At 65.1% G+C, this 14212-nt stretch carries 13 protein-coding genes; 8 read left to right on the top strand and 5 right to left on the bottom strand.

What is annotated here, in order from left to right; translation table 11 throughout:
• Nucleotides 1–209 precede the first annotated feature (209 nt).
• The 4 genes from CEY05_RS25230 to CEY05_RS25215 all read left to right on the top strand — a co-directional run bounded on the left by CEY05_RS25230 (nt 210) and on the right by CEY05_RS25215 (nt 3985).
• On the top strand, nt 210–1217 hold the full coding sequence (locus tag CEY05_RS25230) for a ketopantoate reductase family protein (RefSeq protein ID WP_088600035.1): 1008 nt from the start codon (nt 210–212) through the stop codon (nt 1215–1217).
• Nucleotides 1218–1310: 93 nt separating this feature from the next.
• Nucleotides 1311–2339, top strand: a complete 1029-nt coding sequence (locus CEY05_RS25225) for an ABC transporter substrate-binding protein (RefSeq protein WP_088600034.1) — start codon at nt 1311–1313, stop codon at nt 2337–2339.
• 78 nt (nt 2340–2417) lie between these two features.
• Entirely contained in the window at nt 2418–3200 is a 783-nt protein-coding gene (locus CEY05_RS25220; RefSeq protein WP_088600033.1) for an ABC transporter permease, read from the top strand.
• Entirely contained in the window at nt 3200–3985 is a 786-nt protein-coding gene (locus CEY05_RS25215; RefSeq protein ID WP_088600032.1) for an ABC transporter ATP-binding protein, read from the top strand. The genes CEY05_RS25220 and CEY05_RS25215 overlap by 1 nt, the downstream gene beginning before the upstream one ends.
• A 17-nt stretch (nt 3986–4002) precedes the next feature.
• Here the strand turns inward: CEY05_RS25215 and CEY05_RS25210 are convergent, their stop codons facing one another.
• On the bottom strand, nt 4003–4896 hold the full coding sequence (locus tag CEY05_RS25210) for a LysR substrate-binding domain-containing protein (RefSeq protein WP_088600031.1): 894 nt from the start codon (nt 4894–4896) through the stop codon (nt 4003–4005).
• 125 nt (nt 4897–5021) lie between these two features.
• On the opposite strand from CEY05_RS25210, the gene CEY05_RS25205 reads away from it, so the two are divergent.
• From CEY05_RS25205 to CEY05_RS25195, 3 genes are all read left to right on the top strand, one after another.
• On the top strand, nt 5022–6011 hold the full coding sequence (locus CEY05_RS25205; RefSeq protein ID WP_088600030.1) for a tripartite tricarboxylate transporter substrate binding protein BugE: 990 nt from the start codon (nt 5022–5024) through the stop codon (nt 6009–6011).
• A 1-nt stretch (nt 6012) separates the two neighbouring features.
• Nucleotides 6013–6873, top strand: a complete 861-nt coding sequence (locus tag CEY05_RS25200) for an N-formylglutamate amidohydrolase (RefSeq protein ID WP_088600029.1) — start codon at nt 6013–6015, stop codon at nt 6871–6873.
• A gap of 64 nt (nt 6874–6937) precedes the next feature.
• On the top strand, nt 6938–7345 hold the full coding sequence (locus CEY05_RS25195) for a GFA family protein (protein WP_088600028.1): 408 nt from the start codon (nt 6938–6940) through the stop codon (nt 7343–7345).
• Nucleotides 7346–7372: 27 nt separating this feature from the next.
• On the opposite strand, the gene CEY05_RS25190 is transcribed toward CEY05_RS25195, so the two are convergent.
• Both CEY05_RS25190 and CEY05_RS25185 read right to left on the bottom strand, forming a co-directional pair.
• Nucleotides 7373–8395: an amidohydrolase family protein gene (locus CEY05_RS25190; RefSeq protein WP_088600027.1), complete on the bottom strand. Its 1023-nt coding sequence runs from the start codon at nt 8393–8395 to the stop codon at nt 7373–7375.
• Nucleotides 8396–8422: 27 nt separating this feature from the next.
• A complete protein-coding gene (locus CEY05_RS25185; protein WP_088600026.1) occupies nt 8423–9385 on the bottom strand; it encodes a tripartite tricarboxylate transporter substrate binding protein in 963 nt (320 codons plus the stop codon).
• Between the two features lie 200 nt (nt 9386–9585).
• On the opposite strand from CEY05_RS25185, the gene CEY05_RS25180 reads away from it, so the two are divergent.
• Nucleotides 9586–10326, top strand: a complete 741-nt coding sequence (locus tag CEY05_RS25180) for an IclR family transcriptional regulator (RefSeq protein WP_088600025.1) — start codon at nt 9586–9588, stop codon at nt 10324–10326.
• Between the two features lie 21 nt (nt 10327–10347).
• On the opposite strand, the gene prpF is transcribed toward CEY05_RS25180, so the two are convergent.
• Complete coding sequence (gene prpF, locus CEY05_RS25175) at nt 10348–11544, bottom strand: 2-methylaconitate cis-trans isomerase PrpF (protein WP_088600024.1); 1197 nt, start codon at nt 11542–11544, stop codon at nt 10348–10350.
• 1 nt (nt 11545) lies between these two features.
• Entirely contained in the window at nt 11546–14176 is a 2631-nt protein-coding gene (gene acnD / locus CEY05_RS25170; RefSeq protein ID WP_088600023.1) for a Fe/S-dependent 2-methylisocitrate dehydratase AcnD, read from the bottom strand.
• Between the last annotated feature and the right edge of the window lie 36 nt (nt 14177–14212).

Below are 14212 nucleotides of genomic sequence, written 5' to 3'. Positions count from 1 at the left end.
ACCGGGTACCGCGCTGGCCGGCACGTTATCAATCGAAGGCCACCCGACTCAAGGCCGGCGTATCGCGGGCGGAGCGGGTGCCTCCGGCCCCAGGCGCCCGCCTGCGCTCAGGTACAAGACAACCGGCTTATGGCAGTATCGCGGATGCCGTGGACCCGGGGCGCTGCAGCGGCCATCGCGAACCACGCTATCGATATTCAAGGGGAATCATGAAGAAGATCTGTATTTTCGGCGCCGGTTCGGTCGGCGGCCATATGGCGGCCCGCCTGGCGCAAGCCGGCCTGGACGTTTCGGTGGTGGTGCGCGGCGCGCATCTCGCGGCCATCCGCAAGAACGGCCTGCGCATGACCGCGCCTGGCGAAGACTTCACCGTCCAGGTGCACGCCAGCGACAATCCGGCCGACCTGGGTCCGCAGGATCTGGTCATTTCCACCCTGAAAGCCCAATCCCTGGGCCCGGCAGCTGAAGGCATGGCCGCGCTGCTCAAGCCCGACACGCCGGTGGTGTTCGCGGTCAACGGCATTCCGTGGTGGTACTTCCACGGCATGCCCGACGACGGCAGCGGGCAGCCCGCCGCCACCCGCCTGCCCCGCCTCGATCCGCAAGGCCTGGTGTGGCGCCATATCGGCGCGCAACGCGCGCTGGGCTGCGTCATCCGCTCGCCCAACGAATTGTCCGCCCCCGGCGTAGTCCGCAGCACCGGCGCCGCCAACACCTTTACCATCGGCGAACCGGACAACAGCGCATCGCCGCGCCTGGCCGCCATCGTGGAGACCTTGCAGCGCGGCTTGCCCGGCGCCCGCGCCAGCCAGGAGATCCGCCGTGACATCTGGGCCAAGCTGGTCTTGAACGTTCCCAGTTCGCTGCTGTGTGCGCTGACGGTCTCGACCGCGCCGGAACTGTTTGCACGGGAAGACACGCGTGAAATGTGGCGCCAGCTGGGCAACGAGACCCATGCTGTCGCCGCCGCGCATGGCATCGACGCCGGCTTCGACCTGGACGCGCAGATCAGCTCCGGCGGCAAGAACCGCCATCCTCCTTCCATGCTGCAGGACCTGCTTGCCAGCCGGCCCATGGAGCTGGACGCGCAGATGCGCGCCGTGCAGGATCTCGGCCGCATGGCCGGCGTTCCCACGCCCACGCTGGACGTGGCCGTGACGCTGCTGGCGCACCGAGAACGATCGGAATTCGCCGCATCGCTGCGGGAAAAGGCGTAAGGCGCGCAGCGGATTTCGATATCACTATCGAATCGTTCGCAATCGTCCCGCCCGTCCCTACTATGAGCGCCCGTCTTCCACACCGGTGCTCATATGAAAGCCCTTTTCCGCGCCCTGCTCCTGACCGGCTTTGCCGCCGTGGCCTCGTACTCCCACGCGGCCGAACCGCTACCCAAGGAAGTACGCATCACCTATAGCGGCGGCGCGCAGCTGATCGTCAACGCCAAGGTAGATGGTTCGCTGGAAAAAGCCTTCGGTGTTCCGGTGAAATGGGTGCAGTTCGGTACGGGCGCGGACGTCCTGAACCTGTTCGCCAGCAACAGCATCGACATCGCCAACTTCGGCTCCAGCCCTACAGTCTCGGCCATCGTGCGCAAGTTGCCGATCGAACTGGTCGGCGTCTCCGCGGACATCTCGACCTACGAACGCCTGGTCGCGCGCAAAAGCAAGAACATCAATACGCTGGCCGACCTGGCTGGCCACACGGTAGGCTACCCCGCCAACTCCACCGCCCAATATGCGCTGGACACGGCAATTGCCCTGAACCATATCGATCGCTCGAAGATCCGCTTCGTTCCGCTGAAGCCGGACGAACTGGTCGCTGCCTGGCGTCGTGGCGACGTCGATGCCGGCTATGTGTGGGCGCCGTTCAACTCGACGCTGGAACAGAATGGCGGCCAGCCCATCTTCTACACGAAGGATCTGAAGAAAGACGGCTACCTGATTTTCAATGGCCTGTCCGTCTCGCGTGCCTTCGGTGAAAAGCACCCCGAGCTGGTCGCCAAGCTCCTGCTGGTGCTGGAACAGGAGGTGCAGAACTACCGGAAGAACCCCGACGCGGTCGCCACCGCCATCGCCAAGGAACTCGGCTCGACCCCACGGGCAGTGCGCGAATCGATAGAGGGCAACAACTACCCGACCATCGCCGAGCAATTGCAGGACAACTGGTTCGGCGACGGCAGCAATACCGACAAGACCGTGCTGGGCGGCGCCGTGCGCAAGACGGCGGAGTTTCTTGGCAGCATCGACCAGATCCGCAAGCAGGACATCCCCGCGTCGTTCGCGGGAGCCATCAATCCCGCGTACCTGAAACTGGCGCGCAAGCTGCAGACCGCGCAGTAAGGCCGAGGCCCCGACCGGGCAGAAGCACAGCCGAATGTCCGTGCCGGACCCGCACTACAAGATCATGAAGCAAGACTTTTGAAGCGACGTACTCGACGTACCTATGGCCTCGTCGTCAGCACCGCCGCCGTCGTGGCGGTGCTGGCTTCATGGCAACTCGCCAGCACACGCGGCTGGGTCGACAGCCTGTTCCTGCCGCCGCCCTCTGAATTACTGTCCACATGGGCCGACCTCTGGCGCAATGGCTATGGACAGATTCCCCTGTGGGAACATGTCGGCATCAGCCTGGCCCGGGCCTTGTCGGCGTTCGCTCTGTCCATCGTCATCGGCGTGCCGCTGGGGCTGGCCATGGGCTTGAACGCCACGCTGGCGGCCATCCTCAATCCCTTCGTCCAGTTCCTGCGGCCGCTGCCCAAGATCGCGCTGATTCCCCTGGCCATCGTTTGGCTGGGCATAGACGAGGCGTCGAAGTTCTTCCTGATCTTCATCTCCACGTTCCTGAATGTGCTGGTAGGCGCGGCCGCCGCCGTACAGGGCGTGCCGCAGGGCTACATCCGCGTGGCCCGAACGCTGGGGCTGACGCGGCGCCAGGTCTTCTGGCGCGTGGTGTTTCCGCATTGCGCCGGCGACATCTTCACCACCATCCGCCTGTCCATCGGCATAGGCTGGACTTCGCTGGTCGCGGCGGAACTGGTGGCTTCGACGTCGGGCGTGGGGTGGCTGATCGTCAACGCGGGATCCTATCTGCGCACTGACGTCGTATTGATCGGCATCCTCATCCTGGGTGTGCTTGGCTATCTGCTCGACCTGATCCTGGTCACCCTGCAACGCTGGTGCGTGCCATGGGCAGGGAAACAGTGATGTCCCATCTGATCCTTGAGAACATCGATTTTTCCTTCGCCACGGCGCGTGGCGACGCTGGGCCGCCGATACTGGCGGGCTTCAACCTGGCCGTCGATCCGGGCGAGTTCGTCGTGTTGCTGGGCCCTTCCGGCTGCGGCAAATCCACCATCCTCAACCTGGTCGCCGGCTTCGAACGCCCCGGCGGCGGGCGCATCCTGGTGCACGACGTCGCGGTAAGCGGGCCCGCGCCCAGCCGCGGCATGGTGTTCCAGCAGGCGATGCTGTATCCCTGGCTGACCGTGCTGGAAAACGTCACCTTCGGCCCACGCATGCAAGGGGTGCCGGCCGCCACGTACCTGCCGCAGGCTGAAACCCTGCTGCGCCACATGGGCCTGCAGAATCATCACCATGCCAAGTCGTGGGAATTGTCGGGCGGCATGCGCCAGCGGGTGGCCCTGGCCCGCGCCTGGATCATGCAGCCGGACATCCTGCTGATGGATGAACCCTTCGGCGCGCTGGACGCGCAGACCCGCAGCCTGATGCAGGAACTCCTGCTACAGGCCTGGGCCCGCGCCAGGACCACGATCCTGTTCGTCACGCATGATGTCGAGGAAGCGCTACTGCTGGGGACACGCATCCTGGTGATGTCCGCGCGCCCGGGACGCATTCGCGAGGAAATCCGCGTGCCCTTCGCCACGCCACGCGACGCGGAGACGCTGGCCACCGATCCGTCCTATGGCGAGATCAAGCGGCATGCCTTGCATCTGGTGCGCGAAGAGGCGCGCAAGCATCTGGCCTTGTAGCGGTGCCCTGCTGGCCGTTACGCGGCCTGCGCCGTTTCGACCAGCCAATCCCGAAATGCCAGCAGCGCGGGAGAGGGACTGCGGTGACCAGGAGCACAAAGATAATACCCGCGCGACAATGAGATGGGCAGGTCAAAAGGCATCTGCAGGCGCCCCGAAGCCACGGCATCTCCTATGAGGCAACGCTGCACCAGGGCCACGCCCATGTCCGTCATGGCGGCCTGGATCAATATGGAAACCTGATCGAAGCCGGATGCCAGATTGGGCCGCGGCGCCTTGACGCCGGCCAGCCGCAGCCATTCCGTCCAATTACCCGGCGCCGTGGTGTGATAAAGCAGTGGCGCCCGCATCAACTCCGCTGGCGTACGCCAGCGCGCCGTGCGTGCGCGGTCGGCGTGGCACACCGGCACCATCTGCTTGCCGATGAGATACGTACAGTCCCATCGCGGCCATTGCGTCGGCCCCGCGCCAGGCAGGATGGCGGCGTGCGGCGTGGCGCCCGAGAAATCCTCGTCCTTGCGGTAAGGCACGAACTTGAGACGGACGTCGGGATGCCTGCGTGCGAAGTCAGGCAGCCGCGGCATCAACCACACGCTAGCCAGCGTAGGCACGGTGGACAGCACCAACTCACGCGGCCCCGGGCCCCGGCGCAGCTCCGCGCTGGCGCCTTCGATCTGTGCCAGCGGCCCTTCGACAGATGCGAGCAGGTCGCGGCCGGAAGATGTCAGTTCAAGCCCGTGCGCATTGCGCCGGATCAAGGTCTGGTTGTAGTGGCTTTCCAGCCGGGCCACGGCGCGGCTGATGGCGCCCTGCGTCACGCAAAGCTGTTCAGCAGCGCGGGTAAAGCTGCCTGTTCTTGCTGCCGCGACGAAGGCGTGCAGCTCGGACATCGACGGCGACTGAATGCGCATCCTGCTCCCCTTTACATGACTGTTGGTAATGATACCAAGCGCTTTTGTCGCTTGAGACGCCTGGGCGCGGCGAGCAAACTTCGGTCCACTTCGCCGTTCAGCCAGTCTCAAAACAGAGAGCCACCATGAAATTCCGTTATCCGACGTTGCCGTTCATGCCTGTCCTGCTTACCGCCGTGATGTCCTTGTCCGCCGCCACCGCAACCGCCGCGGGCTACCCCGAACACAGCATCAGGCTGATCGTGCCCTTCGCGCCTGGCGGCTCGACCGACCTGGCGGCCCGCCTGATCGCCCAGTATGCGGGCCAGGAGCTGGGCCAGGCCATCGTGGTGGAAAACCGCGCGGGAGCCGGGGGGTCCCTGGGGATGGAGATGGTGGCCCGGGCCGCGCCCGACGGCTACACATTGGGCATGGCCACCATGAGTACGCACGGCGCGAATCCTGCCGTCTACAAAGGCCAACTGAAGTACGACGCGGTCAAGGACTTCACGCCCATCACCAACGTGGCCTCGGTGCCAGGCGTCTTCGCGGTCAATCCCAAGGTTCCCGCCAAGACCATCCAGGAATTCATTGCGCTGGCCAAGGCCGCGCCGGGCAAGTACAGCTTCGCCAGTCCCGGCACGGGATCGCTCGGACACGTCAACGTCTCCTATTTCTCGGCGCTCGCCGGCATGCAGTTGCTGCATGTGCCGTACAAGGGTTCCGGTCCGGCCATGAACGACGCGCTGGCGGGCCAGGTCGACGCCATCACCGACAACCTGCCGTCGGCGCTGCCCCACATCCAGGCCGGCCGCCTGCGCGCGCTGGCGGTATTGTCCGAACACCGATCGCCCATGCTGCCCGATGTACCCACGTACATCGAGGCCGGATTTCCGCAGATGGGCGGCGGTGGCTGGTTTGGAATCGTAGCTCCTGCCGGCGCGCCCGCCAGCGTGGTTGCAGGCTTGAATACCGCGATCCACAAGGCCATGCAGCAACCCGAGTTCATCAAGAAGATGGACGATGTCGGCGCCACGTTGGTGCCGACCACGCCTGAAGAATTCAGCGAGCAGATCAAGCAGGCCGTAGCGCGCTATCAAAGCGCGGTAAGCATGGCGAAGATCGAGATCAATTGAAATGACGACCCGCCAGCCCTTTACGATAGAACGCCCCACTGCGCCCCCCATCGCCCTGGTCTGCGACTCACCGCACAGCGGCAGGACGTATTTCCCGGACTTCCGCCACGCGATAGACCGCAAGCGGCTGCGCCAGGTGGAAGACACTCACGTGGAGGCCCTCTGGTCTTCGGTACCGGCCGTGGGAGGCGCACTGCTGCACGCGCATTTTCCCCGCAGCTATGTCGATGCGAATCGCGGCATCGACGACATCGATCCCCAACTGCTAGACGGCGTCTGGCCCGGGCCGTTGAATCCCGGTGAGAAAACCAGGCTGGGATCCGGGTTGATCTGGCGCAAGGTCGCGGCGGATACGCCTATCTACGATCGCCTTTTGCCGGTAGCCGAGGTGCAGGCACGGCTGGACGCCTGCTACAAGCCCTACCACGCGGCCTTGGCGTCATTGATCGAACAGGCGTTCCAGGCTTTCGGGTCCGTATGGCATCTGAATCTCCATTCCATGCCCAATAACGCATACGAGCGCTTGCGCATCGAGCACGATCATCCATTGGCGGATTTCGTGCTTGGCGATCGCGACGGCACCACCAGCGACCCTGCATTCGTGGATGTGCTGGAGCAGGAATTGCGAGCGCGCGGGTACACCGTGGCGCGTAACGATCCCTACAAAGGCGTGCAACTGATCGCGAACATAGGACGGCCGGCGTTGCTGCGCTACAGCCTGCAGATAGAGATACGCCGTCCTCTCTATATGGATGAAGCCACTCGGGAACGCAATGCGAACTTTGCGGCGGTTCAGGCCGACCTGAGGGATATCACGCAGGTCCTTGGAAAATATGTGACGGAACGCACGGCGCCACGCTGAGCTATCCTGGTGTCTTCCTCTTATTCCCTAACCGCGCGTCCAGTCATCCGCGCCAGGAGGCAGTATGAAAGTCGAAGGCCGTTGCCATTGCGGCGCCATTGCGTTCGAGGCGGACGTCGATCCTGCCACGGTTGCGGTGTGCCATTGCGCCGATTGCCAGAAGCAGTCCGGGTCGGCATTCCGGACCAACGTTCCCGCCAGCGCCGCCACCTTCCATCTTCTCAAGGGGTCGCCGCGCCGCTACATCAAGACGGCGGACAGCGGCAATCGCCGCGTTCACGCGTTCTGCGAGAACTGCGGCACGCCGATCTACGCCTGTGCCGTCGAGAATCCGCAGACGTATTCGCTGCGTGTCGGCACACTGGACCAGCGCCAGGAACTGGCCCTGCCGGCCCGGCAGATCTGGACCAAGCGGCGCCTGCCGTGGCTGCACGACCTGGACTCGGTGCCAGGCGTGGAGGGCCAGCCCTGAGATTGACTATCCGGCACGCGCCGCGAATCAAAGACGGCCCTGGGCTTGCAATCGCTGCGCCAGGCGCGGGTAGACGCGCAAGGCGTTTTCACCCAGTACCTTGGCGCGATGCCCGGGCTGCAGCCACTCGACGGCGTCGATATAGCGCTTGGTGTCGTCGTAGTAATAGCCCGTGCGCGGGTCTATGCCCTTGACCGCGCCGATGATCTCCGACGCGAACAGCACGTTGTCCGGCGGCACGACCTCCAGCAGCAGTTCGATGCCCGGCCGGTGATAGACGCAGGTGTCGAAGAACACGTTGTTCATCAGTTCCTCCACCGTCGGCCGTTCGAACTGCTGCGCCAGGCCGCGATAGCGCCCCCAATGAAAAGGCACCGCGCCGCCGCCATGCGGAATCACGAAGCGCAGCGTGGGGAAGTCCTTGAAGATGTCCGCCATCAGGAACTGCATGAAGGCGGTGGTGTCGCCGTTCAGGTAATGCGCGCCGGTATGGTGGAAATTGGGATTGCAGGAGCAACTGACGTGCACCATGGCCGGCACGTCCAGCTCCACCAGGGTTTCGAACAGCGGGTACCAGTGTTTTTGCGTCAGCGGCGGATCGGTCCAATAACCGTCGCTGGGGTCGGGGTTGACGTTGCAGCCGACGAAGCCCAGTTCCTGCACACAGCGTTTCAGCTCGCCGATGCAGTTTGCCGGGCTGACGCCAGGGGATTGCGGCAGCTGGCACACGGCTGCCAGTTGATCGGGATATAGTTCCACCGCGCGGTGGATGAGGTCGTTGCAAGCCCGCGTCCAGTTGGCACTGGTGGTGGCATCGCCGACGTGATGCGCCATCGCGCCGGCGATGGGCGAGAACAAGGTCAGGTCGACCCCGCGCTCGCGTTGGATGCGCAACTGATTGGGTTCCAGGGACTCGCGTATCTCGTCGTCGCTGATATGGAAGTCGGGTGTCAGCACCTTGCCTGCCGCATAGGCTTCAGTCTGGCGTGCGCGCCATGCCTTGAGCGCGGCAGGCGCGGTGGTGTAATGGCCGTGGCAATCGATGATCATGGTTGTGTCCTGCGTAGGGAAGAAGGCCTACTCGACCTTCAGGTTGAATTGCTTGGCCACGTCCATATATGCCTGCAATTCCTCGTTGAAGAAAGTGGTGAAGGCCGGTGCCGGCTGGGGCGCCGCTTCGATGCCCAGTTTGTTCAAGGCCTCGATGACGTTGGGTTGCGCCATCACCACCTGGATGGCATCGGACAGTTTCTTCACCACCGGCTGCGGCGTGCCGGCAGGCGCGAACACGCCCCACCAGCCAGTGCGCTCAAGGTTCGGCACCCCGGCTTCCGCAAAAGTAGGCACCTTGGACAAGCGATGGAAACGCTCCGACCCGGTAACCGCCAGCGCGCGCAGCTTGCCGCTCTCCACCAGGGGGACGACTTCGCTGGCGGTGGGAATCATGAAGGTGAGACGGCCCGCCAGCAGATCGGGCAAGGCGGCGGAGCCGCCCTTGTAGAGCACCTGCACAGGCTTGGTCCCCGTGTTCTGCGGGAACAGCAGATTGGTCGGCGCGCCGGCCCCCACCGCGCCATACGAGGCCTTGTCCGGATTCGCCTTCATCCAGGCCACCAGGCCGGCCACATCGTGGGCCGGCGATGCCGTCGGCACCACCAACACAAAGGGCGCGCGGCCGGTGCGGGCGATGGGCTGCAGATCCTTGGCCGCGTCGTACGGCATGTTGGCCGTGGTGGCGCGGTTGAACGCCAGATACGTCGAGCCCATCAGCAAGGTGTAGCCGTCGGGCGCGGCGCGGGCAGCGTATTCCGAGCCGATGTTGCCATTGGCACCGCCACGATTCTCGATCACCACGCTCTGCTTCAGGCGCGTTCCCAGTTCACTCGCCACCACGCGCGAAATGTTGTCGACGCCGCCGCCCGCGGCATAGGGAACGACCAGGCGGATGGGTTTGTCGGGATAGTCGGCCCAGGCGCTGCCCGCGGCGCCGCTCCAGAGCACTAACGCGGCCAATGCCACGCGAATAGGACGCAGATGCATGATGTCTCCTGGTGTCTTGTCGATGTTTTTGCATTTCGCGTGCTGGAGCCGTTCGCGTACCCTGCTCGCCGGGGCCTCCTGTTGCCCCGGCACGTCTCCATGCACCCTTGCAGCGTAGGCGCCGCCGTCAAGCACGACAATATCGGTCCGTCAGGCGGACCGATATAAGATAGGCGGACAACTAGAACGAGGAGACAGCGATGAGTGAAAACCCTGACGACCTGGTGGTAGCGGCCACGCGGGCGTTGGCCATCCTGGACGTGTTCAGCATGGAAGAGCCGCACCTGGGCCTGAGCGACATCGCACGTCGGGTCGGCCTTGCCAAGACCACCGCATTGCGTCTGCTCAAGACCCTGGAGGCCAGCCATTACGTCGCCCGCACGGACCAGGCGCAATGGCGGCTCGGCCCCGCCACCGCATCGCTGGGCTCGCGCTACACCATGGCCTTCGACGTGCGGGAAAGCATAGAGCCGGCATTGCGCAAGCTGTCCGATGAAACCGGCGAAGACATGTCCTTCTTCGTCCGCGACGGCGACCACCGCATCCGCCTGGTCAAGGTGCGTTGCCCGCAAGCCCAACACAACCGCGCCCGTGTAGGCGAAGCCATGCCGCTGGATCGCGGTGCGTCCGGCCTGGTGCTGTTGGCGTACATGGGGGAAACGGGACCGCTCTACGACGAGATTCGTGCACGCGGCTATCACGTCACCGTGGGTGAAGCGCGGCAGACTTCGGCCAGCGTGGCCGTGCCCGTCTTCGGCAATCGCTGGCGCGTCGCGGGCGCGCTATGCATAGGCATGCCGGCCAGCCCCGACGTCGCACCGAAATTGCATGCCTATGCGCCGCGCCTGCTGCAAGCCGCGCAATCCCTGTCGGCGATGCTCAGCTATGACGCCGGCACCGCGCGCCACGAACGCCGGCCCCGCGCGACCTGGCATCCGTAACGTGCGCGCGTCAACCGACGATCACTTAGCGTCCAGGCAGGACTTCGGCACGCGGATCCAGCCTTCCATCAGGATGCGCGCGCTGCGACTCATCAGCGCCTTGGTGACCTGCCATTCCCCCTTTACCTGCTTCGCCTCGGCACCCACCCGCAGCGTACCGGACGGATGGCCGAAGCGCACCGACTGGCGTTCACCGCCACCGGCAGCCAGATTGACCAGCGTACCCGGCACCGCCGCCGCGGTACCGATGGCCACCGCGGCGGTGCCCATCATGGCGTGGTGCAGCTTGCCCATCGACATGGCGCGCACCAGCAGGTCCGCGTCACCCGTGCCGATCGCCTTGCCGCTGGAAGACGTATAGGCGCTGGGCGGCGCCACGAAGGCAACCTTCGGCGTGTGCTGCCGCGTCGCCGCCTCCGCCAGGTCCTTGATCAGGCCCATCTTCAAGGCCCCGTGCGCACGGATGGTCTCGAAGCGCGCCAGCGCCGCTTCATCGCTGTTCAGATCGGTCTGCAGCTCGCGGCCGGTATAGCCGATATCCACCGCGTTCAGGAAGATGGTGGGAATACCGGCATTGATCAGCGTGGCATCGAAAGTGCCGATGCCCGGCACTTCCAGGCGATCCACCACCTTGCCGGTGGGGAACATCGCGCCGCCATCCTCGCCCTCGTCCGCCGGATCGAGGAACTCCAGCCGCACCTCGGCCGCGGGAAACGTCACGCCGTCGAGTTCGAAGTCGCCCAATTCCTGCACCTGGCCGTCCGTGATGGGCACATGGGCCACGATGGTCTTGCCTATATTCGCCTGCCAGATGCGTATCGTCACTTCGCCATTGCGCGGGATGCGCGCGGCGTCGATCAAGCCCATATGAATGGCGACCGGTCCCACCGCCGCCGACAGGTTGCCGCAATTGCCGCTCCAGTCCACGAAGGGCTGGTCGATCGACACCTGGCCGAACAGATAGTCGACGTCGTGGCCGGGCCGCGTGCTGCGCGCCAGGATCACCGACTTGCTGGTGCTGGACGATGCGTTGCCCATGCCGTCGATCTGCTTGCCGTAGGGATCCGGGCTGCCCAACGCGCGCAGCAGGATCGCGTCGCGCACGGCGCCGGGCTGGCGCGCGGCTTCCGGCAGGTCTTCCACATGGAAGAACACCCCTTTGCTGGTGCCCCCGCGCACATAGGTCGCGGGAATCTTGATTTGATGATCGACGGCCATATCAGGCTCCCTGTTCTTGAGCGAGAAAATCTTGCGCGAAGCGTTGCAGCACGCCACCCGCTTCGTACACCGATACTTCTTCAGCGGTATCCAGACGACAGTTGACGGGCACTTCGGCCGTGCTGCCGTCCTTGCGATGGATGACCAGCGTCAACGTGGCGCGCGGCGTGCGCGCGCCCACCACGTCATAAGTCTCCCCGCCCTCCAGCGCCAGCGTGTGGCGATTCACGCCCGGCTGGAATTCGAGGGGCAGCACGCCCATGCCGATCAGGTTGGTGCGGTGGATACGCTCGAAGCCTTCCGCCACCACCGTTTCCACACCGGCCAGGCGCACGCCCTTGGCGGCCCAGTCACGCGAAGAACCTTGGCCGTAATCGGCCCCGGCGATGATGATCAAAGGCTGCTTGCGGTCCAGATACGTTTCCATCGCTTCCCACATCCGCACGACCTTGCCTTCGGGTTCGAGGCGGGCCAGCGAACCGGCCCGCACCTGGCCGTCGGCATCGCGCACCATCTCGTTCTTCAGCGTGGGATTGGCGAAGGTGGCGCGCATGGCGGTCAGGTGATCGCCGCGGTGCGTGGCGTAGGAGTTGAAGTCTTCCTCCGGCACACCCATCTTTGCCAGGTACTCGCCCGCCGCCGAATTCGCCAGGATGGCATTGGACGGCGACAGGTGGTCAGTGGTGATGTTGTCCGGCAGGATGGCCAGGGGCCGCATGCCCTTGAGCGTGCGCGGATTGGCGGCCAGGGCGCCCACGCCCTCGGTGTCCCAATAGGGCGGACGGCGGATATAGGTGGACTGGGGACGCCAGTCGTACTGCGGGCTGACGGCGGTTTCGACCGAGATATCGCGCGCGAACATGGGCTCGTACACGCGGCGGAACATGTCCGGCTTCACTGCCGCCTTGACGATGCTGTCGATCTCTTCGTCGCTGGGCCAGATGTCTTTCAGGCGGACTTCCTTGCCGTCGACCACTGCCAGCACATCCTTCTCGATATCGAAACGCACCGTGCCGGCGATGGCGTAGGCCACCACCAGCGGCGGCGACGCCAGGAATGCCTGCTTGGCGTAGGGATGGATGCGGCCGTCGAAGTTGCGGTTGCCCGACAGCACGGCGGTGGCGTACAGGTTGCGGTCGATGATCTCCTGCTGCAGGGCCGGATCCAGCGCACCGCTCATGCCGTTGCAGGTGGTGCACGCGAAAGCGACGATGCCGAAGCCCAGCTGTTCCAGGTCGCCCAGCAGGTCTGCTTCCTTCAGGTACAGCTCCACGGCCTTGGAGCCGGGTGCGAAAGAAGACTTCACCCACGGCTTGCGCGCCAGGCCCAGGCGGTTGGCGTTGCGCGCCAGCAGTGCCGCGGCGATCACGTTGCGCGGATTGGACGTATTGGTACAGGACGTGATGGCCGCGATGATCACCGCGCCGTCCGGCATCAGGCCCTGCGCCTCTTGCTCCCTGCCCTGCTCCAGGCCCGCGCTGGTGGCGATGCCGCGTTCGGCCAGGGCGGACGTCGGCAGGCGCCGATGCGGATTGGACGGGCCGGCCATATTGCGCTCGACCGAGGACAGGTCGAATTGCAGTTCGCGTTCGTATTGGGCGTCGCGCAGGCTGTCCGACCAGAAGCCGGCGGTTTTCGCGTAGGTCTCGACCAGGCGCACCTGCGCTTCCTCGCGGCCGGTCAGGCGCAGGTAGTCCAGGGTTTGTTCGTCGATCGAGAACAGGGCCGCCGTGGCGCCGTATTCGGGGCACATATTGGAGATGGTGGCACGGTCACCGATGGTCAGGCCGCGCGCGCCGTCGCCGAAAAATTCCAGATAGGCGCCGACCACTTTTTCCTTGCGCAGGAATTCCGTCAGGGCCAGCACGATGTCCGTGGCGGTGATGCCGGGTTGGGCGCGGCCCGTCAGCCGCACGCCGACGATTTCCGGCAGGCGCATCCAGGACGCGCGTCCCAGCATGACGTTTTCTGCTTCCAGGCCGCCCACCCCTACCGCGATGACGCCCAGGGCGTCAACGTGGGGCGTATGGCTGTCGGTGCCGACACAGGTGTCCGGGAAGGCCAGGCCGTCGTGCACGTAGACCACCGGCGACATCTTCTCCAGATTGATCTGGTGCATGATGCCGTTGCCCGCTGGGATCACGTCGACATTGGCGAAGGCCAGCTTGGTCCAGTCGATGAAGTGGAAGCGGTCCTCGTTGCGGCGGTCCTCGATGGCGCGGTTCTTGGCAAAGGCATCCGGATCGAAGCCGCCGCATTCCACCGCCAGGGAGTGATCGACGATCAGCTGCACGGGCACCACGGGATTCACCAGGGCGGGGTCGCCGCCTTCGGCCGCGATGGCGTCGCGCAGTCCGGCCAGATCGACCAGGGCGGTTTGTCCGAGGATGTCGTGGCACACCACGCGCACCGGATACCAGGGGAAGTCGCGGTCGCGGCGCCGTTCGACGATCTGCTGCAGGCAGGCTTCGAGGATGGCGGGGTCGCAGCGTCGCACCAGGTTTTCGGCGTGCACGCGTCCGGTGTAGGAAAGCTGGTCCCAGGCGCCGGGCTTCAGGGCATCGACCGCCGCGCGGGCGTCGATGTAGTCTACGGCGGTGCCCGCGAGGGGCTTGCGGTAACTGGTGCTCATGGGTGATGTGGCGGGACGGTGTCGGCCCTGCCCAAG

Origin of the sequence: Achromobacter sp. HZ34 (assembly GCF_002209485.1) — a bacterium.
Lineage (GTDB): Bacteria > Pseudomonadota > Gammaproteobacteria > Burkholderiales > Burkholderiaceae_B > Bordetella_C.
This window is presented reverse-complemented; position numbering and strand designations above follow the sequence as displayed.

What these genes read in the sequence shown, in the direction of transcription:
- CEY05_RS25230 (WP_088600035.1), top strand. Translation starts at nt 210, where the DNA reads ATGAAGAAGATCTGTATTTTCGGCGCCGGTTCGGTCGGCGGCCATATG.
- CEY05_RS25225 (WP_088600034.1), top strand. Translation starts at nt 1,311, where the DNA reads ATGAAAGCCCTTTTCCGCGCCCTGCTCCTGACCGGCTTTGCCGCCGTG.
- CEY05_RS25215 (WP_088600032.1), top strand. Translation starts at nt 3,200, where the DNA reads ATGTCCCATCTGATCCTTGAGAACATCGATTTTTCCTTCGCCACGGCG.
- CEY05_RS25210 (WP_088600031.1), bottom strand. Translation starts at nt 4,896, where the DNA reads ATGCGCATTCAGTCGCCGTCGATGTCCGAGCTGCACGCCTTCGTCGCG.
- CEY05_RS25205 (WP_088600030.1), top strand. Translation starts at nt 5,022, where the DNA reads ATGAAATTCCGTTATCCGACGTTGCCGTTCATGCCTGTCCTGCTTACC.
- CEY05_RS25200 (WP_088600029.1), top strand. Translation starts at nt 6,013, where the DNA reads ATGACGACCCGCCAGCCCTTTACGATAGAACGCCCCACTGCGCCCCCC.
- CEY05_RS25195 (WP_088600028.1), top strand. Translation starts at nt 6,938, where the DNA reads ATGAAAGTCGAAGGCCGTTGCCATTGCGGCGCCATTGCGTTCGAGGCG.
- CEY05_RS25190 (WP_088600027.1), bottom strand. Translation starts at nt 8,395, where the DNA reads ATGATCATCGATTGCCACGGCCATTACACCACCGCGCCTGCCGCGCTC.
- CEY05_RS25185 (WP_088600026.1), bottom strand. Translation starts at nt 9,385, where the DNA reads ATGCATCTGCGTCCTATTCGCGTGGCATTGGCCGCGTTAGTGCTCTGG.
- CEY05_RS25180 (WP_088600025.1), top strand. Translation starts at nt 9,586, where the DNA reads ATGAGTGAAAACCCTGACGACCTGGTGGTAGCGGCCACGCGGGCGTTG.
- prpF (WP_088600024.1), bottom strand. Translation starts at nt 11,544, where the DNA reads ATGGCCGTCGATCATCAAATCAAGATTCCCGCGACCTATGTGCGCGGG.
- acnD (WP_088600023.1), bottom strand. Translation starts at nt 14,176, where the DNA reads ATGAGCACCAGTTACCGCAAGCCCCTCGCGGGCACCGCCGTAGACTAC.